Source organism: Enterococcus sp. CSURQ0835, assembly GCF_902706605.1.
GTDB lineage: Bacteria > Bacillota > Bacilli > Lactobacillales > Enterococcaceae > Enterococcus_A.
Map to the genome: position 1 here is coordinate 25505 of NZ_CACSLH010000005.1, position 24718 is coordinate 50222.

At 44.3% G+C, this 24718-nt stretch carries 21 protein-coding genes; 19 read left to right on the top strand and 2 right to left on the bottom strand.

Annotated elements, in window-relative coordinates; translation table 11 throughout:
- Positions 1 to 67 precede the first annotated feature (67 nt).
- The 11 genes from lepB to GVJ38_RS03450 all read left to right on the top strand — a co-directional run bounded on the left by lepB (position 68) and on the right by GVJ38_RS03450 (position 11674).
- Positions 68 to 619, top strand: coding sequence for a signal peptidase I (lepB, locus tag GVJ38_RS03400; RefSeq protein WP_442896005.1), 552 nt, complete (start codon positions 68 to 70; stop codon positions 617 to 619).
- Positions 620 to 707: 88 nt separating this feature from the next.
- Entirely contained in the window at positions 708 to 1559 is an 852-nt protein-coding gene (gene ylqF, locus GVJ38_RS03405) for a ribosome biogenesis GTPase YlqF (RefSeq protein ID WP_159721770.1), read from the top strand.
- Positions 1559 to 2323 (top strand): ribonuclease HII, encoded by a 765-nt coding sequence (locus GVJ38_RS03410; RefSeq protein WP_159721771.1) that lies wholly within the window; start codon positions 1559 to 1561, stop codon positions 2321 to 2323. Before ylqF ends, GVJ38_RS03410 begins: the two co-directional genes overlap by 1 nt.
- Before the next feature lie 75 nt (positions 2324 to 2398).
- The gene (gene dprA, locus GVJ38_RS03415) at positions 2399 to 3268 is read left to right on the top strand and encodes a DNA-processing protein DprA (RefSeq protein ID WP_159721772.1); all 870 of its coding nucleotides are present in this window, start codon (positions 2399 to 2401) and stop codon (positions 3266 to 3268) included.
- A gap of 91 nt (positions 3269 to 3359) precedes the next feature.
- Positions 3360 to 5441, top strand: coding sequence for a type I DNA topoisomerase (topA, locus tag GVJ38_RS03420; protein ID WP_159721773.1), 2082 nt, complete (start codon positions 3360 to 3362; stop codon positions 5439 to 5441).
- Positions 5442 to 5459: 18 nt separating this feature from the next.
- Complete coding sequence (trmFO, locus tag GVJ38_RS03425) at positions 5460 to 6758, top strand: FADH(2)-oxidizing methylenetetrahydrofolate--tRNA-(uracil(54)-C(5))-methyltransferase TrmFO (RefSeq protein WP_159721774.1); 1299 nt, start codon at positions 5460 to 5462, stop codon at positions 6756 to 6758.
- 261 nt (positions 6759 to 7019) lie between these two features.
- Positions 7020 to 7922, top strand: a complete 903-nt coding sequence (gene xerC, locus GVJ38_RS03430) for a tyrosine recombinase XerC (RefSeq protein ID WP_159721775.1) — start codon at positions 7020 to 7022, stop codon at positions 7920 to 7922.
- An 18-nt stretch (positions 7923 to 7940) separates the two neighbouring features.
- Positions 7941 to 8489 (top strand): ATP-dependent protease subunit HslV, encoded by a 549-nt coding sequence (hslV, locus tag GVJ38_RS03435; RefSeq protein WP_159721776.1) that lies wholly within the window; start codon positions 7941 to 7943, stop codon positions 8487 to 8489.
- 19 nt (positions 8490 to 8508) lie between these two features.
- Positions 8509 to 9906 carry an ATP-dependent protease ATPase subunit HslU gene (hslU, locus tag GVJ38_RS03440; RefSeq protein WP_159721777.1) on the top strand — a complete coding sequence of 466 codons (1398 nt, stop codon included), beginning with the start codon at positions 8509 to 8511 and terminating at the stop codon, positions 9904 to 9906.
- Between the two features lie 16 nt (positions 9907 to 9922).
- A complete protein-coding gene (gene codY, locus GVJ38_RS03445) occupies positions 9923 to 10711 on the top strand; it encodes a GTP-sensing pleiotropic transcriptional regulator CodY (RefSeq protein WP_159721778.1) in 789 nt (262 codons plus the stop codon).
- Positions 10712 to 10798: 87 nt separating this feature from the next.
- Entirely contained in the window at positions 10799 to 11674 is an 876-nt protein-coding gene (locus GVJ38_RS03450) for an aldose 1-epimerase family protein (protein ID WP_159721779.1), read from the top strand.
- Positions 11675 to 11747: 73 nt separating this feature from the next.
- Here GVJ38_RS03450 and GVJ38_RS03455 read toward each other — a convergent pair whose 3' ends face one another.
- A complete protein-coding gene (locus GVJ38_RS03455) occupies positions 11748 to 12368 on the bottom strand; it encodes an NUDIX hydrolase N-terminal domain-containing protein (RefSeq protein WP_159721780.1) in 621 nt (206 codons plus the stop codon).
- Positions 12358 to 12999 carry a glycerol-3-phosphate 1-O-acyltransferase PlsY gene (gene plsY, locus GVJ38_RS03460; protein ID WP_159721781.1) on the bottom strand — a complete coding sequence of 214 codons (642 nt, stop codon included), beginning with the start codon at positions 12997 to 12999 and terminating at the stop codon, positions 12358 to 12360. Before plsY ends, GVJ38_RS03455 begins: the two co-directional genes overlap by 11 nt.
- Positions 13000 to 13166: 167 nt before the next feature.
- Between plsY and GVJ38_RS03465 the strand changes: the two genes are divergently transcribed.
- From GVJ38_RS03465 to GVJ38_RS03500, 8 genes are all read left to right on the top strand, one after another.
- Entirely contained in the window at positions 13167 to 13586 is a 420-nt protein-coding gene (locus GVJ38_RS03465; RefSeq protein ID WP_159721782.1) for a CoA-binding protein, read from the top strand.
- Between the two features lie 125 nt (positions 13587 to 13711).
- On the top strand, positions 13712 to 15742 hold the full coding sequence (parE, locus tag GVJ38_RS03470; protein WP_159721783.1) for a DNA topoisomerase IV subunit B: 2031 nt from the start codon (positions 13712 to 13714) through the stop codon (positions 15740 to 15742).
- An 11-nt stretch (positions 15743 to 15753) separates the two neighbouring features.
- Positions 15754 to 18204: a DNA topoisomerase IV subunit A gene (parC, locus tag GVJ38_RS03475; RefSeq protein ID WP_159721784.1), complete on the top strand. Its 2451-nt coding sequence runs from the start codon at positions 15754 to 15756 to the stop codon at positions 18202 to 18204.
- Between the two features lie 278 nt (positions 18205 to 18482).
- On the top strand, positions 18483 to 20753 hold the full coding sequence (pflB, locus tag GVJ38_RS03480) for a formate C-acetyltransferase (RefSeq protein ID WP_159721785.1): 2271 nt from the start codon (positions 18483 to 18485) through the stop codon (positions 20751 to 20753).
- A gap of 121 nt (positions 20754 to 20874) precedes the next feature.
- Positions 20875 to 21654 (top strand): pyruvate formate-lyase-activating protein, encoded by a 780-nt coding sequence (gene pflA / locus GVJ38_RS03485; RefSeq protein ID WP_159721786.1) that lies wholly within the window; start codon positions 20875 to 20877, stop codon positions 21652 to 21654.
- A 219-nt stretch (positions 21655 to 21873) separates the two neighbouring features.
- Positions 21874 to 22803, top strand: a complete 930-nt coding sequence (locus tag GVJ38_RS03490) for a manganese-dependent inorganic pyrophosphatase (protein WP_159721787.1) — start codon at positions 21874 to 21876, stop codon at positions 22801 to 22803.
- A gap of 54 nt (positions 22804 to 22857) precedes the next feature.
- Entirely contained in the window at positions 22858 to 23679 is an 822-nt protein-coding gene (locus GVJ38_RS03495) for a DUF1803 domain-containing protein (protein WP_159721788.1), read from the top strand.
- Positions 23676 to 24536 carry an alpha/beta fold hydrolase gene (locus GVJ38_RS03500; protein WP_159721789.1) on the top strand — a complete coding sequence of 287 codons (861 nt, stop codon included), beginning with the start codon at positions 23676 to 23678 and terminating at the stop codon, positions 24534 to 24536. The genes GVJ38_RS03495 and GVJ38_RS03500 overlap by 4 nt, the downstream gene beginning before the upstream one ends.
- Positions 24537 to 24718 lie beyond the last annotated feature (182 nt).

Consider the following 24718-nt stretch of genomic DNA (forward strand, 5'->3'; position numbering starts at 1 on the left):
CATAAATTTAATCCACTTCACGCTATGCGGGATGTTCTTTTTTCCTTATAATAAATGTGAGGTGGCAATTGTGAAAAAATATGTAACGAGAGATCATTTTTGGTTAGCGATGAAATATCTTTTCATCGCCTTAGTATTTGGTTTTATCATTCGCGGTTTTTTATTGATCCCCATCCAAGTCACCGGCAATTCAATGGAAAAAACGTTGCGACAAGGGGATATGATCGTGTTGGAAAATTACACACAGATCAAGCGGTTCGACGTGATCGTTTTTAAAAAAAGTGACGGGACCACTTATATCAAACGGGTCGTGGGACTGCCGGGAGAAAAGATCGCGTATCACAATGATCGATTATTAGTCAATGATCAGCCTGTTGCGGAACCATTTTTAAAACAAAATCAAAAGCAAAAAGTCAAACCCTATACGCCAGATTTCACTTTATTTGATGTCGCGAATGAGACACAGATCCCACAAAAAAATTATTTTGTCTTGGGGGACAATCGGCGGATCTCAAAAGACAGTCGATCATTTGGCACGGTGGAAGCCAGTGAGATCTTAGGGAAAGCTCGGTTCGTCTATTATCCGCTGACGCATGCGAAAATCATTTCTCGTCACTGAATGAACGGTGATGGGATTTTTTTCGCGCAGCTAGTAAAGTATGCTAAAATAAATGAGGTTTCCGATAAAACAGAAAGGAATGATGAGGATGGCAACTATCCAATGGTTCCCAGGACATATGGCCAAAGCCAAGCGGCAAGTAGCCGAAAAATTAAGATTCGTTGACATCGTTTTTGAATTAGTCGATGCGCGGCTTCCTTATTCATCACGCAATCCGATGTTAGATGAGATCATCCAGCAAAAACCGCGGATCATCTTACTCAATAAAACGGATCTAGCTGATCCAGTGCAAACGAAACAGTGGTTGACGTATTTTGAAGCGCGCGGTCAGCTAGCGTTAGCACTAAATGCCAAAGATGATAAAAGTGTTAAACAGATCGTGCCGGCTGCTAAACGAGTCTTAGCGGCAAAACTAGCACGTGAAAAAGAAAAAGGCTTGCGCGAACGCGCGATCCGAGCGATGGTGTTGGGGATTCCAAACGTCGGCAAATCCACGTTGTTGAATCATTTAGCCGGCAAAAAAATCGCCACGACGGGAAACAAACCCGGCGTGACAAAAGGCCAGCAGTGGTTGCGTTTTGGCAGTCAGTTAGAACTCTTAGACACACCGGGGATCTTATGGCCTAAATTCGAAGATCCTGCAGTCGGTAAAAAATTAGCGTTGACCGGGGCGATCAAAGATGATCTGTTGCATTTAGATGATTTAGCATTGTATGAATTAGAAGTTTTCCGCCAATTTTATCCAGCAGGGTTAGAAGAACGCTACCAGTTGTCAGCAGAAGATTTGTCGCTAGAATTGCCGGAATTATTGTTATTGATCACGAAAAAACGCGGCTTCAAAGACGATTATGAACGGGGGAGCGAGTTGTTGATCAATGAATTGCGGCAAGGAAAATTAGGGCGTTTCACGCTTGATCGGTTTGAGGAGTTCAGTGAATAATGGAAAAAATGACTATCAAAGCCGTCAAAGAATTATTAGCGCAGATCACCACTGCCGATGATGTGCGGCTAAAAGCGCTAGTTCTTGATGAACGCAAAGGGGTCCAGCAAGCGGTGGGCGCGTGGCAAAAAAAACAAATGCGCCAACAGCAGTTGATCGCGCAATATGAAACGATGTCACAATTTGAACAAGCCAAACAAGCGCAAGGCTTCACGGCAATCGCAGGCATCGATGAAGTCGGACGCGGGCCGTTAGCCGGTCCGGTGGTGGCAGCTTGTGTGATCTTACGCGCAGATCATCAGATTTTAGGCTTGAACGATTCGAAACAATTGTCAGCGGCTCGCCGCGAGACTTTGGTCAGTGCGATCAAACAAAACGCGCGGGCGATCGGGATCGGTGAAGCCAGTGCCCAAGAGATCGATGAATTGAATATTTATCAAGCTACGAAAGTCGCGATGCAGCGGGCGATCGATCAATTGCCCATCGCCCCTGATTGTTTGCTGATCGATGCGATGGAACTGCCCAATGGATTGCCACAAGAAAAAATCATCAAAGGCGACGCGCGGTCGGTTTCCATTGCGGCTGCAAGTATCATCGCCAAAGTTTACCGAGATGATTTGATGGCGGAATATGGGAAAAAATACCCAGCTTATGGATTCGATCACAACGCGGGGTATGGGACGCGGGAACATTTGACTGCGATCGAAGACTACGGTGTGCTTCCGATCCACCGCAAAACATTTGCGCCAATCAAACAAAGTTAAACGTAAAAAATTTAGAAAAAAATAAAATCTCCTTTTTGGCATATCTTTAAGTAAAAGCCGAAAAGAGGGATTTTTTTGTCAAAAGAAGATTTTTTATTGCGTCTGCATATAGCAACTGGCTTAGGCAACCACAAAAAAGTTCAGCTGTATTACCGAGCAAAAGAAACAGCGCGTTGGGAACTGACGATAGAAGATTTTAGTTGGTTACAAAATAAAAAGTTTCAAGCTAGCTGGCAAGCGCAAACACCTTACTTGCTGCAACGACTCAAACAGACCCATCAGTACGTGACGATTGAAGATCCGCGTTATCCAGCTAGTTTTCGTTATTTAAATGATCCGCCGCTTTGCTTGTTTTATAAAGGAGACTTGGAACTTTTGAACCGACTTGCAATCGGAGTGGTGGGGGCACGACAAGCCAGTCGTTACAGTTTTGAAGTCTTGCAAAAATTGATCCCCGCTTTGGTGGAACATCAATACGTGATCGTCAGCGGACTAGCAAAAGGCGTGGACAGTTGGGCCCATCAATTGGCGATCTCCGCTGGCGGAAAAACGATCGCGGTAGTGGGAACTGGCTTAGATATTTGTTATCCTAAGACGAGTGGGAATCTGCAAATCGAATTGAGTCGGCAGCATTTAGTTTTAAGTGAATATTGCAATGGCACTCCGCCACAAAAATTTCATTTTCCACAACGGAACCGGTTGATCGCCGCGCTTTCACAAGGCATCTTAGTGACCGAAGCGAAACAGCGCAGCGGGTCATTAATAACAGCCCAATTAGCATTAGAGTATGGCAAAGATGTCTTTGCGGTGCCAGGAAGTATTTTAACGGGCCAGTCAACCGGTTGCCACCAGCTAATTCAAGACGGTGCGCTCTGTGTGGAGTCGGCGCAAGATATTTTTGATGCATTACGTTTAATAACTGGTGGGGTAGAGAACTTTACTTGACAAATAAATTTTGAATCGCTATGATAGGCTACGATTTGTCAATGAAATTTTTCATATATAATAGTAGAAAAAGTTTAGGGAGGCAAAATGTTTGGCCTATAAATATTTAGTGATCGTGGAATCACCAGCAAAAGCAAAAACCATCGAAAAATACTTGGGTAGAAATTATAAAGTGGTGGCCAGTGTCGGACACGTCCGGGACTTGCCAAAAAGTAAGATGGGGATCGACATTGAAAACAATTATGAACCCCATTACATTTCGATTCGCGGCAAAGGCGATGTGATCAAAAGTTTGAAAAAAGCGGCAAAAAAAGCGCAAAAAGTCTACCTCGCAAGTGACCCGGATAGAGAAGGGGAAGCGATCGCGTGGCATTTGGCGTATTTGTTAGGCCTCGATCTAGAAGATAAAAACCGCGTCGTCTTCAATGAGATCACCAAAGATGCCGTCAAAGCGGCTTTCAAAGAACCGCGGACGATCGATTTGTCGTTAGTCGATGCGCAACAAGCACGCCGCGCATTGGATCGGCTCGTCGGGTATTCGATTTCGCCGATTTTATGGAAAAAAGTCAAAAAAGGGTTGAGTGCCGGTCGGGTCCAATCGATCGCGTTAAAAATGATCATTGATCGTGAACAAGAGATCCGTGATTTTGTACCGCAAGAATATTGGAGTATCGACGGAAATTTCAAAAAAGCGAAGAAAAAATTCAAAGCTAACTTCTGGGGCCTGGACGGGAAAAAGAAAAAATTACCGAACGCAGAAGCTGTAAAAGAAGTGACGGAAAAAATCAAAGGTCCCGACTATGAAGTCACGAAAGTTGAGAAAAAAGAACGGAAACGCAATCCAGCCCAACCGTTTACTACCAGTAACATGCAACAAGAAGCTGCTCGAAAATTAAACTTCCGGACGCGCAAAACTATGATGGTCGCCCAACAATTGTACGAAGGGATCGCCCTAGATAAAAAAGAAGGTACGGTCGGACTGATCACCTATATGCGGACGGATTCGACCCGGATCTCAGACACCGCAAAAACTGAAGCAGCTGATTTTATCGAAGCAACGTATGGCAAAGAATACTCACAACACCATGCCCGCAAAGTGAAAAATCAAAAAGGCGCGCAAGATGCTCACGAAGCGATCCGCCCCACTAGTGTGCACCGGACACCCGAAGTGATGAAAAAATATTTAGATAAAGATCAAGTGAAACTTTATACGTTGATCTGGTCGCGGTTTGTTGCTAGTCAAATGACCGCTGCCGTTTTAGATACGATGAAAGTGACGCTGGAACAAAACGGGGTGATCTTTATCGCTAACGGTTCTAAGGTCAAGTTCAAAGGGTTCATGCAAGTGTATGTGGAAGGCCGCGATGATGGGAAAGAAGACAAAGAAAATATTTTACCGGATCTCGTGACAGGTGATGTCGTACAATCGGTCGATATCGAACCAAAACAACACTTTACGCAACCGCCTGCACGTTTCAGTGAAGCAACGTTGATCAAAACGTTAGAAGAAAACGGAGTCGGTCGACCTTCGACTTATGCGCCGACGTTGGAAACGATCCAACGACGTTACTACGTAAAATTGACCCAACGACGCTTTGAGCCAACGGAACTAGGCGAGATCGTCAATTCATTGATCGTAGAGTTCTTCCCGCAGATCGTCAATGTCAATTTTACGGCGGAGATGGAAGGCGATCTAGATAAAGTCGAAGCCGGCAAAGAAGAATGGGTCAAAGTCGTCGATCGGTTTTACCGCCCATTTGAAAAAGAATTGGAGTCGGCTGAAGAAAATATGGAAAAGATTCAGATCAAAGATGAACCTGCAGGCTTTGATTGTGATGTCTGTGGTCATCCAATGGTGATCAAACTCGGTCGTTATGGTAAATTTTATGCTTGTAGTAATTTCCCTGAGTGTCGCAACACCAAACCGATCGTGAAAGAGATCGGCGTGGAATGCCCCGTCTGTCATAAAGGTCAAGTCGTGGAACGCAAGTCGAAGAAAAATCGCTTGTTTTACGGTTGCTCACGGTACCCAGAATGTGAATTCACTTCATGGGACAAACCGGTCGGCCGGACGTGTCCAAAAGATGGCGGCTATTTAGTCGAGAAAAAAGTCAAAGGTGGAAAACAAGTCGTCTGTGTCAATGGCGATTACGAAGAAGCCGTTCAAAAATAAAGTGAAGTGAGGAACAAGATGGTACAAAAAGTAAATGTGATCGGAGCTGGCTTAGCTGGCAGTGAAGCAGCTTATCAAATCGCGAAAGCCGGTGTGCCGGTGAATCTATATGAAATGCGGCCTAAAAAATCAACGCCCGCCCATAAAACGGCGAATTTTGCCGAACTGGTCTGCAGCAACTCACTCCGCGGCAATGGCTTGACCAATGCGGTGGGGGTCTTAAAAGAAGAGATGCGCCGTTTGGATTCGGTAGTTATCACCTCAGCTGATGAAACCGCGGTCCCAGCTGGTGGCGCGTTAGCCGTAGATCGGGATGGTTTTTCAGAACTCATTACCAAAAAAGTCAAAGAGCATCCGCTAGTAAATGTGATCGCTGAAGAAGTGACCACTTTGCCAGCCGGGATCACGGTGATCGCTACCGGCCCGTTGACCTCAGAAGCTTTGGCAAAAGAGATCGAGCAATTCAATGGTTCTCACGGTTTTTATTTTTATGATGCGGCAGCGCCCATCATCGATGAAAGCACGATCGATCACGAGAAAGTTTATTTGAAATCCCGTTATGACAAAGGGGAAGCTGCTTACTTGAATTGTCCGATGGAAAAAGAGGAGTTTTTAGCGTTTTATGAAGCATTAGTCGAAGCAGAAGTCGCTGAGCGCAAAGAATTTGAAAAAGAAAAATTCTTTGAAGGCTGTATGCCAATCGAAGTCATGGCTAAACGCGGAGTCAAAACGATGTTGTTTGGTCCGTTAAAACCAGTCGGCTTAGAAGATCCTAAAACTGGCCGCCGCCCGTATGCAGTCGTGCAGTTGCGCCAAGATAATGCGGCAGCTTCAATGTACAACATCGTCGGCTTTCAAACTCATTTGAAATGGGGCGAACAAAAGCGAGTCTTTCGTATGATTCCCGGATTAGAAAACGCGGAATTTTTACGTTACGGCGTGATGCACCGCAATAGTTTTATGAACTCACCGGAATTATTGCAGCCGACTTATCAAAGTAAAAAACGTCCGGATCTCTTTTTTGCCGGGCAAATGACCGGAGTCGAAGGGTATGTTGAAAGTGCCGGCAGTGGGTTAGTCGCTGGGATCAACGCGGCAAAATTGGCAAAAGGGGAAGACTTAGTGACTTTTCCAGCTGAGACAGCGTTAGGTTCGATGGCACATTACATCACCCATGCAGAAGGCAAACACTTCCAGCCGATGAATGCGAACTTTGGTTTGTTCCCAAGCTTACCTGAACGAATCCGCGACAAAAAATTACGGTACCAAACGTTAGCTGACCGAGCATTAGATGCGTTAGCGACGGTCAATCTATAAAAATATGATCAACGCTGCAAGCTGGCGTTGATCTTTTTTCGCTTTTGTTAAGGTTAGCAGCTGTCCGTTCCCTGTTTTTTTACTAGTATGAGGGCGACTTAACGAATCGTAAATAAAACGAGCGGCAGTTCATCTTCAGTTAATGAAAATTTGCTAAAATATTGTGACTGTTTTCGTGAAAAATCAATAAATTCTGACAATTCGTTTGTATTTAAAAAAAGGTTGTGCTACATTTGTTTTATGTTTTGGAAGGTGAGATCCATGGAACAAAACGAGAAATTTAAAAATGATTTTATGCGTTATTTAATTACCGAACGTGGCTATTCAAAAGAGACGAAAAAAGCCTACGAACGAGATATTGATGATTTTTTTGCTTTTTTGCAAACGACCGGTGATCAAGAATTAGCACAGTTGGATCATTTGGATGTCCGCAGTTATTTAGCAGCATTGAATGACCACGAATATAGTCGGAATACGATCAGTCGCAAGATCGCGAGTTTGCGTTCGTTTTATAATTATTTGCTCAAGCAGCAGCTAGTCAGCGAAAATCCGTTCTCCTATGTCCATTTGAAGAAAAAAAATCAGCGCTTACCGCGTTTTTTTTATCAAAAAGAAATGGAATTGCTGTTTGATAGTGTGCAAGGCGATGCGCCGTTAGACCAACGCAATCGTGCTTTGTTAGAAGTGTTGTATGGGGCCGGCTTGCGGGTGAGCGAGTGTATCAATTTGACGTGGCAAGTGATTGATTTTGATAACAGTGTCATGTTGATCCACGGCAAAGGCAATAAAGACCGCTACGTCCCGCTAGGAAGTTTTGCGGCAGATGCGTTAGCTGAATATCGCACACAAGGTCGGGCGCAGTTGATGCAGCGCTTTGGGCAAGAGCATGATTTTGTGTTTATCAATCATCGCGGCGGCCAGCTGACTGTTGCCGGTGTCGGGTATATTTTGAAACAGTTGATCAAAAAAAGCAGTTTGACCGGTGAGATCCATCCCCATATGTTGCGGCACACGTTTGCGACACATTTGTTGAACAATGGCGCAGATATTCGAACCGTCCAAGAATTATTGGGGCACGCGGATCTGTCCACGACCCAGATCTATACCCATGTTACGAAAGAACGATTACAAGAAAATTATCGCTCGTTTTTTCCACGAGCTTAAACAGGAGGAATTTTTATTATGTCAGAATCACAATTTCATTCCACTACGATTTGCGCGATCGAAAAAGACGGTCAATTCGCGATGGCCGGCGACGGTCAAGTCACGATGGGCGAGCAAGTCATCATGAAAGGGACCGCGCGCAAAGTTCGCCGGATCTATAACGGAGAAGTCGTCGTCGGTTTTGCCGGCAGTGTGGCGGATGCTTTTACGTTAGAAGAAAAATTTGAAGGCAAGCTAAATGAATACAACGGCAATTTGCAACGAGCAGCAGTTGAACTCGCCCAAGAATGGCGGACGCAGCAATCGATGAAAAATTTAGAAGCGTTGTTGATCGTCATGAACAAAGAAGAGATGCTGTTAGTCTCTGGAAATGGCGAAGTCATCACGCCTGATGACGGCATTTTAGCGATCGGTTCTGGCGGCAATTACGCGTTAGCCGCCGCGCGAGCAATGAAACGCTACAACGGTGAAATGAGTGCGAAAGAAATGGCAGAAGGCGCGCTGAATATCGCCGCTGACATTTGTGTCTTTACGAACCATAACATTATCGTCGAAGAGATGAAATAAAAGTTTAAAGGAGCTTATTATGTCTGAAGTGAACAAAACCCCGAAAGAAATCGTCAGTGATTTAGATGAATACATCATTGGTCAAAACGAAGCGAAAAAATCTGTTGCAGTGGCTTTGCGGAACCGGTATCGCCGGATGCAATTGGAAAGTTCGATGCAACAAGAAGTGACGCCGAAAAATATTTTGATGATCGGACCAACGGGTGTCGGGAAAACGGAGATCGCCCGCCGGTTAGCCAAAATCGTCAAAGCACCTTTTGTCAAAGTCGAAGCGACCAAATTCACCGAAGTCGGCTATGTTGGGCGCGACGTGGAATCAATGGTGCGGGATTTAGTGGAAAATGCGATCCAGATCGTAGAAAAAGAACAATACTCCAAGGTCTACGCCCAAGCTTTGAAACGCGCAAACAAACGCTTAGTGAAAGTCTTAGTGCCAGGGATCAAAAAAGAACAAAAACAATCCAGTAATCCTTACGAACAAATGATGAACATGTTCGGTCAAGCTCAAACGGGCGAACCCAAAGAACAAGTGACCGATGAGATCAAAACGAATCGGAAAACGATCTTGGAACAATTGGAAAAAGGCTTACTCGACGAGCGGGAAGTCACCATCGAAATCGATGAACCAAAAAAAGCGATGCCGATGATGGGCAATGGCTTAGAACAAATGGGGATCGATCTAGGAGATACGCTCGGTGCGTTGACGCCAACGAAAAAAATCGAGCGGACAGTCTCCGTCAAAGAAGCGCAAGAATTATTAGTCAAAGAAGAACAAGCTAAATTGGTCAATGATGCCGACATCAATACGGCGGCTATCAAATTAGCGGAAAGCTCCGGGATCATTTTTATCGATGAGATCGACAAAATCACGTCAAAATCCCAACAAAATTCCGGCGAAGTTTCTCGTGAAGGTGTGCAACGCGATATTTTACCGATCGTGGAAGGCTCACAAGTTTCAACTAAATATGGGACGCTTCAAACCGATCACGTCTTATTTATCGCCAGTGGTGCATTCAGTTTCTCTAAACCAAGCGACTTGATCCCCGAATTGCAAGGTCGTTTCCCGATTCGCGTGGAATTAGATGATTTGACGGCCGAAGATTTTGTTCGGATCTTGACAGAACCGAATAACGCGCTGATTAAACAATACGTAGCATTGATTGGCACCGAAAATGTCAGCGTGACCTTCACGAAAGAAGCGATCGAAAAAATCGCGCAGATCGCTTATGATGTCAATCGCGAGACCGATAACATCGGTGCACGACGGCTGCATACGATTTTAGAAAAATTATTGGAAGATCTGTTATTTGAAGCGCCTGAGATGCAAATGGGTGAGATCACGATCACGGAAGCGTACGTCAATGAAAAACTGGAAAACATCGCGCAAAACAAAGATTTAAGTCGTTATATCTTATAATACGAGGGAGAGCATTATGGAAACATTATTAGAAAAAACTCGCCAAATCAATAAAATGATGCAGCAAAAAAATGCGTTTGATAACACGGCGGAATTGCCATATAACAATATGGCGCGCATCTTAGGTGATGTGTTAGGGACGTTGACGTATATCGTCAGTGCAAAAGGTGTATTGTTGGGGTATAACGAAAAAATCGATGTCAATACAGAGCGAGTCAAATCCTTTTTAGTCGATCGCCAATTTCCGGATGTCTATGTCAACGAACTAGGCAATGTGACTAAAACTGAAGTCAATTTACCGGTGGAAAATGCGATGACGGCTTTTCCAACTGAGACGAGTGATCGCTATCCTCATGGGGTGACGACTGTTGTGCCGATCTTTGGTTCAGGAGAACGGCTGGGGACGATCGTTTTAGCTCGGACAGAAGAAAAATTTGCCGATGACGATCTCGTGTTAGCAGAATACGGCGCGACCGTAATCGGGATGGAGATCTTGTATCAACAATATTTGAATGTCGAAGAGACGGTTCGAAGTCAAACGGCTGTTCAAATGGCGGTCAATACATTGTCTTACAGTGAGTTGAAAGCGGTCAAGGCGATCTTTGAAGCATTGGAAGGCGATGAAGGTCGTTTGACGGCTTCAAATATCGCAGACAAAATCGGAATCACGCGTTCAGTCATTGTAAATGCTTTACGAAAACTAGAATCGGCTGGTATCATTGAATCACGTTCACTAGGCATGAAAGGGACTTATTTGAAAGTTTTGAATCCCATGTTCAAAGAAGAACTCGATAAACGCAAATAATCTGTAAGTCTGAGACTGTAGCTAACAGCGATACCGATAGATTTAGTCTGGTGAAACGGTCAAAAAATCACGAAAGAGGGAACGCCAATGTCCATTACAATCCAAAATGATCATGTCGTAGCAACGATTGCGGAAAAAGGAGCAGAGCTGACTAGTTTCCAGCAAAAGAAAAGCGGGCTCGAATATATTTGGCAGGCTGACCCTGAGTATTGGGGGCGTCATGCACCGATTTTATTTCCGTTTATCGGCCGTTTAAAAGACGATCAATACACGTATCAAGGTCAAACCTATCCGATGGGGCAGCACGGTTTTGCCCGGGATAAAACCTTTCAAGTTCTTGATCAAACTGAAGAGATGGTGACGCTTGCGTTAGTCAGTGACGAACAGACGCGTCAAGTGTATCCGTTTGATTTTGTTTTGACGGTCAGTTATGAAGTGTGGGCGGATGGATTACGAGTTCGCTTCCAAGTGGAAAATACGTCGTCTGACGAAATGATCTTTGCGCTGGGGGGACATCCGGCATTCAACGTGCCACTAGAAGCCGGCCAAAACTTTGAAGATTATTATTTAGCTTTTTCACCGCAAAAAACGCGGGTCATGATTCCGCTAGAAGGTCCGTTTGTCAACTTGGATCAAAAAACGCTCGGTCAGACGAATACGAATGTCCAACTGAGTCATGATTTGTTTGCCAATGATGCGGTGATCTTTGAAACGTTGGGTTTGAACCGCTTTACGATCGGCAATGAAGATTCGTTCCACAGCGTGACCTTGACGTATAATCACATCCCGTATGTCGGTTTTTGGTCTCCTTATCCTAAAGAAGCTCCCTTTGTTTGTATCGAACCGTGGTGGGGCTTTGCGGACCCAGTCGATAGCAGTGGCAAGTTAGAAGAAAAACCGGGGATGAATCGGTTAGCTGCCGGGGATGTTTTCAATACGCAATTTTCGATCACAATCAGTTAAAGTAAAAAAACGAGCATCTAAACATTGCGCACGCAGTGTCTGGATGCTCGTTTTATTGTGTTAGCTGTTGTGCTTAGTCAAAGATCACTTGCCAATCAGGATCAGCATACGCCGCAAAGCACAGCTGGATTTGTTCACGGGTGTTTTTAGCGATCGATAGTGGCGGCAATTCGTTTAATGCGAAATAAGCCGTCTGCAAGGTCTCGATATTTGCTTCAAATCGTCCGCCGAGGTTTTCGCATAAGACGAAGATCTTAGTGACGCCGTAAATATATTTCGGCGGGTTGTGTTTGTCACGATCTAAAACGGCGACTAGTCGCAACGGTTTGACTGTCAAGCCGGCTTCTTCTTTGACTTCTTTGACGGTGTTTTCGGCCACTGATTGATCGAGATCGACCCAACCACCAGGCAGTGACCACGTATGATCACTTTCTTCCACCAGTAAGATCTCGCCTTGTGCATTGAAGATCGCAGCCCGCGTATCTAATTTAGGGGTCTGGTAACCGACATCACTGGCAAATAGATCCCGGACTTTTTCAGGCGCTAGCTCAGTTTTATAGGCCAGCATCTCCACTGCGATCTCTCGTAAACGTTCAAAGCGTTCGTGATCAAATGGATCTTTTGTGTAGTACAAGCCACCTTGAGCCAGAGCTTGGATCTCTTTGGCCCAATTCAATAAGGGATCAGTGGTCATTTTTTTTCGCTCCTTTATTCAAACCAAATGAGACGCGATTTTCGGTCCCATTTTTGATGCGTTGCAAATTGTCTTTGTGGCGTACGATGATGTAAGTGGTCAGTCCAAGACAGATCAAGGTCAGCAGCCAATTGTGGTTTGGTAAGATCGCAGGCCACAGACTAGGTAAAACGATGGTGGAGATCGTTACAAAGATCGCAGCTAAAATACTCGCGACACTCACCATGCTGGACAGATACAAGACGATCAGAAAAAATAATAACGAGTAAAAGAAAAACAACGGACTGTAGCCTAATAACATCCCAGCGCTGGTCGCCACGGCTTTGCCCCCTTTGAAACCGGCAAAAATTGGCAACGTATGCCCGATCACGGCGATCAAGCCAAACCAGAGGGGATTGATGTTCAAGTGGAAAATCAGCGGCAGACAAGTCGCTAAAGTGCCTTTTAACAGATCCATCAAAAAGACGATCGCACCTGCCGGCCGGCCCAACACACGAAACGTATTGGTCGTCCCAGTATTTCCGCTGCCATAATCGCGAATGTCTTTATGGAAAAAAAGTTTGCCGATCCAAACACCTGATGGGATCGACCCTAAAAGATAAGCTAATACCATGAGTAAAACGGTTTGCATCTTAGATCCTCATTTCTCTCTTGATTCAAAGTAGCGCAGACCGGTCAACTGTCCGATCGTTAAAAATCGCCCTTTGAGTTACTTCTTTATGATTCTAACAGATTTGAATTGCGTGAACAATATCGCTACAGGTGTTATAATAGGCAAAAATTAATGAGGTGACCAAGATGAGTTTCCAAAATCCAAGTCAAGCGGTGATCGATGGCTATTTAAACGATGCAAAAGTGATTGCAGTCGTTGGTTTTAGTGATAATCCTGAAAAAATGAGCTATAAGATCGCCAACGTGTTGAAAGGCTACGGCTATACTTTATACGGAGTCAATCCGAAACTAGCCGGTCAAACGGTCAACGAGATCCCGGTGGTAGCGGAATTGACGGATGTGCCAGTCAAGATCGACATCGTGGATATTTTCCGGCGCAGTGAATTTTTACCGCAAGTCGCGCAAGATTTTTTAAAAACTGATGCCAAAGTTTTTTGGGCGCAATTAGGATTAGAAAGTGAAAAAGCTGCTGAGATCTTGCAAAATGTCGGCCGCAATGATATCGTAATGAATCGTTGCGTGAAGATCGAACTAGCAAAAAGATAACATAGCAGTACTTGTTAATCTGTTTAAAAATTGCTAAAATGCCTTCTCGTGATCACGAGAGGCTTTTTTTTTCACCTCTTTTAGCGTATCATACAAATGATGTGATTAGATAAGGAGCGGTTAGTTTGCCTAAAAAGAACAACAACGAATACAATGACGCTTCGATCCAAGTCTTAGAAGGCTTAGAAGCAGTCAGAAAAAGACCCGGGATGTATATCGGTTCCACCGATGGCCGCGGGTTGCATCATTTAGTTTATGAAATCGTCGACAATGCCGTCGATGAAGCATTATCCGGCTTCGGCAGTGAGATCGAAGTCGTTTTATATCCTGATAATAGTATCAAAGTCTCAGATCACGGTCGCGGGATGCCTGTGGGGATGCATGCGTCAGGTATTCCAACCGTTGAAGTTATCTTTACGATTTTACACGCCGGCGGAAAATTCGGCCAAGGCGGCTATAAAACATCTGGCGGTCTTCACGGCGTCGGGGCCTCAGTCGTCAACGCGCTTTCTAAATGGCTGACGGTTTCTATTGTTCGAGACGGGGTGGCCTATGAAGAAAAATTTGTTGATGGCGGAAAACCGCAAGGAACGCTGAAAAAAATCGGCAAGACCAAAGCTACTAACGGAACGGCAGTTCACTTTTTACCAGATGAGACGATTTTTTCAACGACGCGTTTTTCTTATGATACGTTAGCCGAACGTTTACGGGAATCAGCCTTTTTATTACGCGGTGTTAAGATCACCTTGACCGATTTGCGCGGGGAAGAACCAGTTGAAGCGATTTTTCATTATGAAGAAGGCATCAAAGAATTTGTTGAATATTTGAATGAAGACAAAGACACGCTGACACCGGTGACTTATTTCTCTGGTGAAAAAGAAGGAATCGAAGTCGAGTTTGCCTATCAGTACAACGATGGCTATTCGGAAAATGTGTTGTCATTTGTCAACAATGTCCGCACAAAAGACGGCGGGACCCATGAGTCAGGGATGAAAACCTCCATGACCAAATCGTTTAATGAGTACGCTCGCAAGACGGGCTTGTTAAAAGAAAAAGATAAAAATTTAGAAGGCACGGATTTTCGTGAAGGGTTGTCGGCAGTCTTATCAGTTCGCATCCCGGAAAATCTATTGCAGTTTGAAGGTCAAACAAAAGAAAAATTAGGGACGCCAGCAGCTCGCGGAGCAGTGGATGGTGTTATCAGCGAACAGATGAGTTTCTATTTGCAAGAAAATAGCGAAACGAGTCAAATGCTGGTGCGAAAAGCCATCAAAGCTCGCGAGGCCCGTGAAGCCGCTCGCAAAGCGCGAGAAGAAAGCCGCAACGGGAAAAAACGCAAAAAAGGCGAATCTTTATTGTCGGGTAAATTGACCCCGGCGCAATCGAAAAACGCGCAAAAAAATGAATTGTTTTTAGTCGAAGGAGATTCAGCCGGCGGTTCGGCCAAACAAGGGCGTGATCGAAAATTTCAAGCGATCTTACCACTGCGAGGCAAAGTCATCAATACGGAAAAAGCCAAGCTGCAAGATATTTTGAAAAATGAAGAGATCAATACGATGATCTATACGATCGGTGCCGGTGTTGGACCAGAGTTTTCGATCGAAGACTGTAATTACGATAAAGTCATTATCATGACCGATGCCGATACCGATGGTGCCCATATCCAAGTCTTACTATTGACTTTTTTCTATCGGTATATGAAGCCGTTGATCGAAGCGGGGAAAGTTTACATCGCATTGCCGCCGCTATATAAAGTGTCAAAAGGCAGTGGGAAAAAACAAGTGGTGGAATATGCGTGGACCGATGAAGAATTGGAAAATGAGATCAAAAAAGTCGGCAAAGGCTACATGTTGCAACGGTACAAAGGGTTAGGTGAAATGAACGCCGAACAATTGTGGGAAACGACGATGGACCCTGAACAGCGCACCTTAGTTCGCGTGCGGATCGATGATGCGGCACAAGCCGAACGCCGGGTCACGACGTTAATGGGCGATAAAGTGGAACCCCGCCGCAAATGGATCGAAAGTCACGTCCAATTTACGCTAGATGAAGACGGCAGCTTATTAGACAACAAAGACGAGCTGACGCCTTCCGTTTCCAATGAATTGTTAGACGAAGAACAACAACCAACAGCAGACATTAAGTTATTTGATTAGAGGTGGTCCACATGAAAAATAAACACACGATTCAAGAATTGACCTTAGAAGAAGTCATGGGGGATCGCTTTGGCCGCTACTCGAAATATATTATTCAAGAACGGGCCTTACCCGATATCCGCGACGGATTAAAACCGGTGCAACGACGGATTTTATACGCCATGAACAAAGATGGCAACACATATGATAAAGCGTTTCGTAAATCAGCTAAATCAGTCGGGAACATCATGGGGAATTACCATCCTCATGGTGATTCTTCGATTTATGAAGCGATGGTGCGCATGAGTCAAGATTGGAAATTACGCGAAGTCTTGATCGAGATGCACGGGAATAATGGTTCGATGGATGGTGATCCACCGGCTGCGATGCGGTACACGGAAGCGCGTTTGTCAAAACTTTCTGGTGAACTGTTAAAAGACATCGAAAAAGAAACCGTGGATTTTGTTTGGAACTTTGATGATACGGAAAAAGAACCGACTGTGCTACCCGCGGCTTTTCCGAATTTATTAGTCAACGGCTCTACGGGGATCTCGGCAGGGTATGCAACAGAGATCCCCACGCATAATTTAGCAGAGGTGATCGATGGCACGATTTATTTGATCGATCATCCGCAAGCGAGTCTTGAAAAAATCATGGAATTGATTCCGGGACCTGATTTTCCGACTGGCGGGATCTTACAAGGCAAAGAAGAGATCAAAAAAGCGTACGAAACCGGCAAAGGCAAAGTCATTTTGCGGGCTAAGACGTCGATTGAGCCTTTACGAGGCGGCAAACAACAGATTGTGATCCATGAGATTCCTTATGAAGTCAATAAAGCGGTCTTAGTCAAAAAGATGGACGAGATCCGATTGAGCAAAAAAATCGATGGCATCGCTGAAGTGCGAGACGAGACGGATCGAACTGGTTTACAGATCGTAGTGGAATTGAAAAAAGATACGAATGCAGAAGGGATCTTGAATTATTTATTCAAAAATACCGACTTGCAAATCAATTACAATTTCAATATGGTCGCAATCGATAATATGACACCGCAACAAGTTGGTCTGGCTCACATTTTGGCTAGCTATATCGCGCACCGCAAACAGGTCATCACGGCTCGCAGTCGCTTTGATCTGCAAAAAGCCCGCGACCGGCAACATATCGTGGAAGGGTTGGTGAAAGCTTTATCGATTTTAGATCAAGTGATCGCCACGATCCGCGGCAGTAAAGATAAGAAAAATGCTAAACAAAATTTAGTAGCGCAATTTGATTTTACCGAAGCACAAGCCGAAGCGATCGTCACGTTACAATTGTATCGTTTAACTAATACCGATATCACGCAGCTAGAAAAAGAAGCGGCGGAACTAGCGGCTTTGATCAAAGAGTTGCAATTGATTTTAAATAGTGAAAAAGAATTGCACAAAGTGATGAAAGCAGAACTACGTCAAATCAAAAAACAATACGGCAATCCGCGTCTAACGAAGATCGAAGACGAGATCGAAGAAATCAAAATCGAAACGGAAGTCTTGATCGCACCAGAAGACGTGATCGTCACGTTGACCAAAGATGGCTATTTGAAACGCAGCAGTATTCGGTCTTATAATGCTTCTAAACCTGAAGAGCATGGGATGAAAGAAGATGATTCCGTGATCTTTATTGAAAAGTTGAACACATTGGATCATTTATTGCTTGTGACGAACAAAGGAAATTTGATCTACCGGCCGGTCCATGAGATCGCGGATCTACGTTGGAAAGAAGTCGGGGAGCATATTTCACAAACGATCACGAATTTAAGTGTCGATGAAGAGATCATCGCGGCCTTTCCGTATAAAGAATTAGACGCGAATCAATTATTTGTTTTTGTCAGCCGCAATGGAATGATCAAACAAACGCGGATGACGGAATTTTCACCGTGGCGGACATATAAGAGCCGCCCGACTTCCGGCATGAAATTAAAAGGGGCAGATGATCAAGTTGTCTCCGTCTTTTTAACGGGTGAATCACTGCGCTACGATATTTTCTTAGCGACCAGTCGCGGCTTTGGCTTACGCTATCCACTAGCTGAAGTTCCCGTTGTCGGGGCCAAAGCTGCTGGTGTCAAAGCGATTAATTTGAAAGCAGACGATGCCGTCGTTAGCAGTGCTTTAGTTTTACCAGAAGGCGATACACCACTTGTTTTAGTCAGTCAAAGAGGAGCAGTCAAACGGATGTTGGCCCAATCATTGCCGCAATTGAGTCGGGCGAAACGGGGCTTATTGATCTTCCGTGAATTGAAAAAAAATCCTCATCGCCTCGTGTATTTGACAGCTGAACCAAGCGGGACCTTGTTAGTGACAACGCAAAAAGGTCTAACTGAAGAAGTAGTGATCGAACACGTTCCAATCAACGATCGTTTATCAAATGGTTCATTTGTGATCGATGAGAAAAAAGCTGGTGAAGTCTTCCACGTTTCACTAGAACAAGAATTGAATGAAACAGAATAACTGTACTATATAATTTGGAAAAGAACGCTTGTCTGTTGTAAAACAGGCAGGCGTTCTTTTAGTAATGAGTGAGCAAGAAAACGCCTTTAAAGTTTTTTTATAAAATCTATGAGCAGGATAGAAGCATTGATATCAAGGTTATGACAACGATCACAATCGTTTTGTAAAAAGGTGATCATATTTAAGCAACAAACTGTTGCAAAGTGAAGAAGGTGTGTTATACTGTGTTCGTAAAGCTGTAGCACTTAAAAGGTGAATTTTTAAGGAGGTCTCTCTTAATGGGAACGACGACAAAAACAAACAAAACTGCGTGGGCTGGCTTCAACGGACATTTGTGGAAAACGGAAATCAATACACGCGACTTTATCCAAACTAACTATAAACCATATGAAGGCGATGCAACATTTTTAGCTGAGCCAACGGAAGCGACGAATACGTTATGGCAAAAACTACAAGGTTTGCAAAAGCAAGAACGTGAAAATGGCGGCGTTTTAGATATGGAGACCGACGTGGTGACCGCAGCCAATGCTTACGGCGCAGGCTACATCGATGAAAGCTTAAAAGACGAAGAAAAAATCGTCGGCTTACAAACAGATAAGCCTTTAAAACGTGCATTCATGCCCTATGGTGGGATCCGGATGGCCGAAGAAGCCTTGGAAAGTTACGGCTACACGCCAAATCCTAAATATACTGAAATTTTTAATAAATATCATAAAACTCATAACCAAGGTGTCTTTGATGTTTACACCCCTGAGATCAGAGCGGCACGCCGCAATAAGATCATTACCGGCCTCCCTGATACGTATGGCCGTGGCCGAATCGTGGGTGACTATCGTCGAGTAGCACTTTATGGGATCGATTATTTGATGGAACAAAAATTCAACGACCATGCGAACTGTGGTCACGGTCAATTCACCGATGAAGATATTCGGTTGCGTGAAGAGATCACCGACCAATACAATGCGTTAAAACGCATGAAAGAAATGGCTGCGGCATACGGCTACGATATTTCTCGTCCTGCTGAAAATGCACAAGAAGCGGTTCAATGGTTATACTTTGGTTACTTAGCTGCCATCAAAGAACAAAACGGTGCGGCAATGTCAATTGGTAGGGTCTCCACGTTCTTAGATATTTACATCCAACGTGATATCGAAAACGGAACGTTGACTGAAGAAGGCGCGCAAGAATTGATCGACCATTTAGTTATGAAATTACGGATGGTTAAATTTGCTCGGATCCCTTCATACAACGAATTATTCTCTGGCGACCCAGTTTGGGCAACCTTATCGATCGCTGGGATGGGGATGGACGGCCGGACATTAGTTACGAAAAATGACTTCCGCTTCTTACGGACATTAGAAAATATGGGACCATCTCCTGAACCAAACTTAACTGTTTTGTATTCTTCTCGTTTACCAGAAGGCTTCAAAGAATATGCGACGAAGATCTCCATCGATACGTCTTCGATCCAATACGAAAACGACGATGTGATGCGTCCAGTCTGGCGTGACGACTATGCGATCTGCTGTTGTGTGTCTGCGACAGAAACTGGAAAAGAAATGCAATTTTTCGGCGCGCGGGCTAACCTTGCTAAAGCCTTGTTATACGCAATCAACGGCGGGGTCGATGAAAAATCGAAAGTCCAAGTTGGACCAGCTTACCGCGGGATCACATCAGATGACGCATTAGATTATGATGAAGTCATGGAAAAATATGACCAAATGATGGAATGGTTAGCCGGTATGTATGTCAATACCTTGAATTGCATCCATTACATGCACGATAAATATTACTATGAAGCAGCTGAACTTGCATTGATGGATACAAACTTAAAACGCACCTTTGCAACGGGGATCGCTGGTTTTTCTCATGTGGTCGATTCACTTGCGGCTATCAAATATGCAAAAGTATATCCCGTTCGTGATGAAAACGGCTTAGTCGTGGATTATAAAACAGAAGGCGACTTCCCTAAATACGGAAACGATGACAACCGTGCCGATGATATCGCGGTTTGGTTATTGAAGACCTTCATGGAAAAATTGGAACATTATCACACTTACCGTGATTCTGAACCAACGACTTCGATCTTAACGATTACGTCAAATGTCGTTTATGGTAAAGCAACCGGCGCGTTACCTGATGGCCGTCCAGCTGGCGAACCATTATCACCAGGGGCTAACCCATCTTATGGTGCAGAACAACACGGACTGTTGGCTTCATTAAACTCATTGACGAAATTACCTTACGAATATGCATTAGATGGAATCTCAAATACCCAAAGTATCAACCCGGATGCATTAGGACATGACGAAACTGAACGGATCGACAATTTGACTAGTGTGTTAGATGGCTACTTCGATCAAGGTGCGCATCATTTGAACGTCAATGTCTTTGGAAAAGAAAAATTAGTCGATGCAATGGAACACCCAGAAAAAGAAGAATATGCGAACTTTACGATTCGCGTTTCTGGTTATGCAGTCAAATTCATCGATCTTACTCGTGAACAACAATTAGATGTGATCAGCCGGACATTCCACGCAAAAATGTAAGCTGACACGAGCAACACTTAGGGCGGATGGACGGTAAGTCGATCCGCTTTTTTAAACGAAGGGCGGTCTAGTTAGTAGCTAGTGTCACCTTGTATCTTGAACTTACAGGAGGAAAACCCTAATGGCGACTGCAACTGAAAAAATGATTACCGGTAATGTCCACTCGATCGAAAGTTTTGGCTCTGTCGACGGCCCTGGCGTGCGTTTTATCGTCTTTATGCAAGGCTGCCGCATGCGCTGTCAATTTTGTCATAATCCTGATACATGGAAGATCAATGATCCAAAGGCCAAACAACGAACGGCAGACGATGTGTTAGAAGAAGCCGAGCATTATAAAAATTATTGGGGCAAAAAAGGCGGGATCACAGTCAGTGGTGGTGAGCCGTTATTGCAGATCGACTTTTTGATCGACCTGTTTAAAAAAGCCAAAGCTCGCGGGATCAATACGACTTTGGATACGTGCGGACAGCCGTTTACCCGCAAAGAACCTTTTTTCTCAAAATTCAATGAGTTGATGGAATATACGGATTTGATCTTATTTGATGTCAAGCAGATCGATACGCAGGCTCATAAAGAATTGACCGGCCACGGCAACGAAAATATTTTAGGGATGGCGCAATATTTATCGGAGATCAAAAAGCCCGTTTGGATTCGCCATGTGCTGGTGCCGTTTCGCAGTGACTACGATGAATTTTTGATTCGGTTGGATCAGTTCATCAAAACATTAGACAATGTCGACAAAGTGGAGATCTTGCCTTATCACACGATGGGTAAGTACAAATGGGAAGAGCTAGGACTTGATTATCCATTAGACGGGATCGAACCGCCAGCTGATGAACGAGTTGAAAATGCGAAAAAACTTCTTCATACCGCGGATTATAAAGGCTATTTGAAACGTTAAAACAAAAGAGCAACTAGTGGATGTGGCTAAAACGAGGAGCTAGAGGTTACGACAAATAGGACGGCTAATGAACATTACTCCAGCCGTCTTTTTGTGTGTTCTTTACTAAAAGCGCTGAAAAAATCTGTTTCTCAGTCAGTTTGCCGGCTCACCCTAGTTGCTCTTTTTTCGTTTTTTGTTATCATAAAGAGGAAATGAAAAAAGAGGAGCGAATCGATTATGTCAAAAGTTTTAATTTTTGGTCACCAAAATCCTGATACGGATGCGATCGGAGCAGCGATTGCATTTACCCATTTACAAAAAGAACTCGGTGTCGACGCAGAAGCTGTTGCACTGGATACGCCAAGTGAAGAAACTCAATACGCGTTGGATCATTTTGGTTTGGCTGCACCACGCGTGGTTGAAAAAATCAAAGGCGAGACCACTGATGTGATGTTAGTCGATCACAATGAGTTCCAACAAAGTGTCGCAGATATTGAAGAGTTGAATATTTTAGCGGTGGTGGATCATCACCGGATCGCGAACTTCCAAACGGCTAACCCACTTTATTATCGTGCGGAACCGGTGGGCTGTACGTCGACGATCATTTTGAAATTGTACAAAGAAAATAATGTGACCGTACCAAAAGAAATCGCAGGGCTCATGTTGTCAGCGATCATTTCCGATACTTTATTATTCAAATCCCCAACGTGCACAGAAGAAGATGTGGCTGCGGCTAAAGAATTAGCTCGCATCGCCGAAACTGATCTAGACAGCTACGGCTTAGACATGCTGAAAGCCGGTACGAATCTAAGTACAAAATCAGAAGCTGAATTATTAGATTTAGATGCAAAATCATTTCCATTGAGTGGCAAAACGGTTCGGATCGCTCAAGTCAACACGGTTGATCTAGCCGAAGTTTTCGCGCGTCAACAAGCCTTGACTGAAGCGATGGAAAAAGAAAACGCTGCAAATGGCTATGATCTATTTATTTTACTCGTAACGAACATCTTAGATTCTGATTCTGAATTGTTAGTAGCGGGTGAACCAAAAGCTAAAGTCGAAGCAGCTTTCAACGTAAAACTGACGAATGATCGGGCCTTTTTAGGTGGCGTCGTTTCGCGGAAAAAACAAGTCGTTCCTCAATTGACGGAAGCTTTTGAAAAATAAAAATAAGTCAAAGGCTGCAGAATAGCTGCAGTCTTTTCTTTTAGGAGTGGCACTGTGAGCATCATTTACCCGAAACCAAAATTTCAACAACTCGTTCAAAAACCAACTGTGCAAGCTTTATTGGCGTATTTCAAACAACAAACTGAACCAGTCATCTTGCGGCAGATCCGAAAAGCGGTCCCTTATCCCCAATTGGATAAAACGCTGGATGAACTGATCGCCCATCACGTGATTACGCGGCTTGACCGGCGTTATACGCTGAGTTTACCTCACATCACTCAGTGGCCTGAACTGTCAGCTGATCGTCTGGCTGAATTTAAAAAGTTGCAACAAGCCTATTCACCGCTCGTTTTAGCTGAAACGTGTCTACAGCTGTTGGCGTTGCAGCCGCTCACCCGTCCGATCGAGGTGACGTTTGAATTGCCTTGCGCCACTGTTTTAGAAAATGCTGGCTTCCGACTCGTGACATTAAATTCAGCCAGTCCCAGCGCACCGACTTTACCGAATTATTTCGCGTGGCAAACACGTGAGGCGCCGATGCCGCAAGCTTTTGCTGCGTTAGAAATGTTGATCGGTGATGTCGATCCCGCATTTTTCTTCAACCAAGTGAGCTTGATTTTTGAACAAGTCGCAACCGGCAAATTACGAACGCGGCGACCCAGTATTTTTCGTGAAAGTCTGCTTCAGACAGGTGTCTTAGCTGAAGCGCCAGCGCGGCTGTTGATTCCAGAAATGCCGGCTACCGACCTGCCAGTTGATGTAGTCAAGGCTTTATTACCGGAAACGATGCCGGAAGCTTTTTTAATCGGACACTTTTTCTTGCGGCAGTTGACTGCGACGAATTTAACTTATTTGATAAAGAAGGGAACACTATGAAACGACTCATCAGAGGGTTGCTGCTACTGATCAGCTTTTTTTCAGTCATCGGGTTGATCTATTATTTGCAGATCCGCTTTTTCTCACCGGGGACGCTGAGCAAGCAACCGAATATTCGTTACACGAATACGCCGACTGTTTTTATCCATGGCTATGAAGGCAGTTCTTTTTCGTTTGGCCCGCTGTTGCGAAATTTAGAACGGCAAAATGTCGCTAAACGTGAACTGACGATCGTGGTCGATTCAGCTGGGAAGTTGCAAGTTGAAGGAAAGTTGCGCAATACTCACGATAATCCCACGATCATGGTTTTATTTGAAAAAGATAGTCAAAGCGAGATCACTCAAAGCAAATGGATCGATCGTGTGATGCGCTATTTAGAAAAACAAGGCGTCCATTCCGTCAATCTAGTAGCCCATTCGATGGGAGGCGTCTCACTGCTGCGCTATTTGCTGGAATATGCTAACCCACAAACTGAGCCGGTCGTCGAAAAAGTCGTCACGATTGCAGCGCCTTTCAATGATTTAGAGATCGCAGAAGATACGGAAGATGTCTTTGCCTATGAGCTGACGCAAAATGGTCCCAGCGGCTACACGCCGATCTATCAATATTTTGACCGCAGCATGAACCGCTTACCGCAAAAATTGCGGGTCTTGAATGTGGCCGGTGATTTAAAAGATGGTAGCGAAAGTGATGGCTCGGTCTCTGTCCACAGCGCGTTTTCATTGCGCTATTTGTTAGAAAAGCATACGAAAAGCTATCAGGAATATTTAGTGACGGGAAAAAGTGGCGGTCATAGCGTCATCACCCGCAGCTTATCGTTTCAAAAGCGACTGATCCAATTCTTGTGGCAAAAATAAAAACTGTTCGCAACCTTGATCAAGGAAGCGAACAGTTTTTTTGTCGTCTAGCGGTGGTTGACCAGTCACGGCTTAATTTGTCCTAGAACCGCCAACTTTTTCTTTGCTTAGAAAATAAAGTGAAATTTTTCATAGTGCTAGACTTTTCATAGGTCAATCAGTATACTCTACCTGTCAAGACA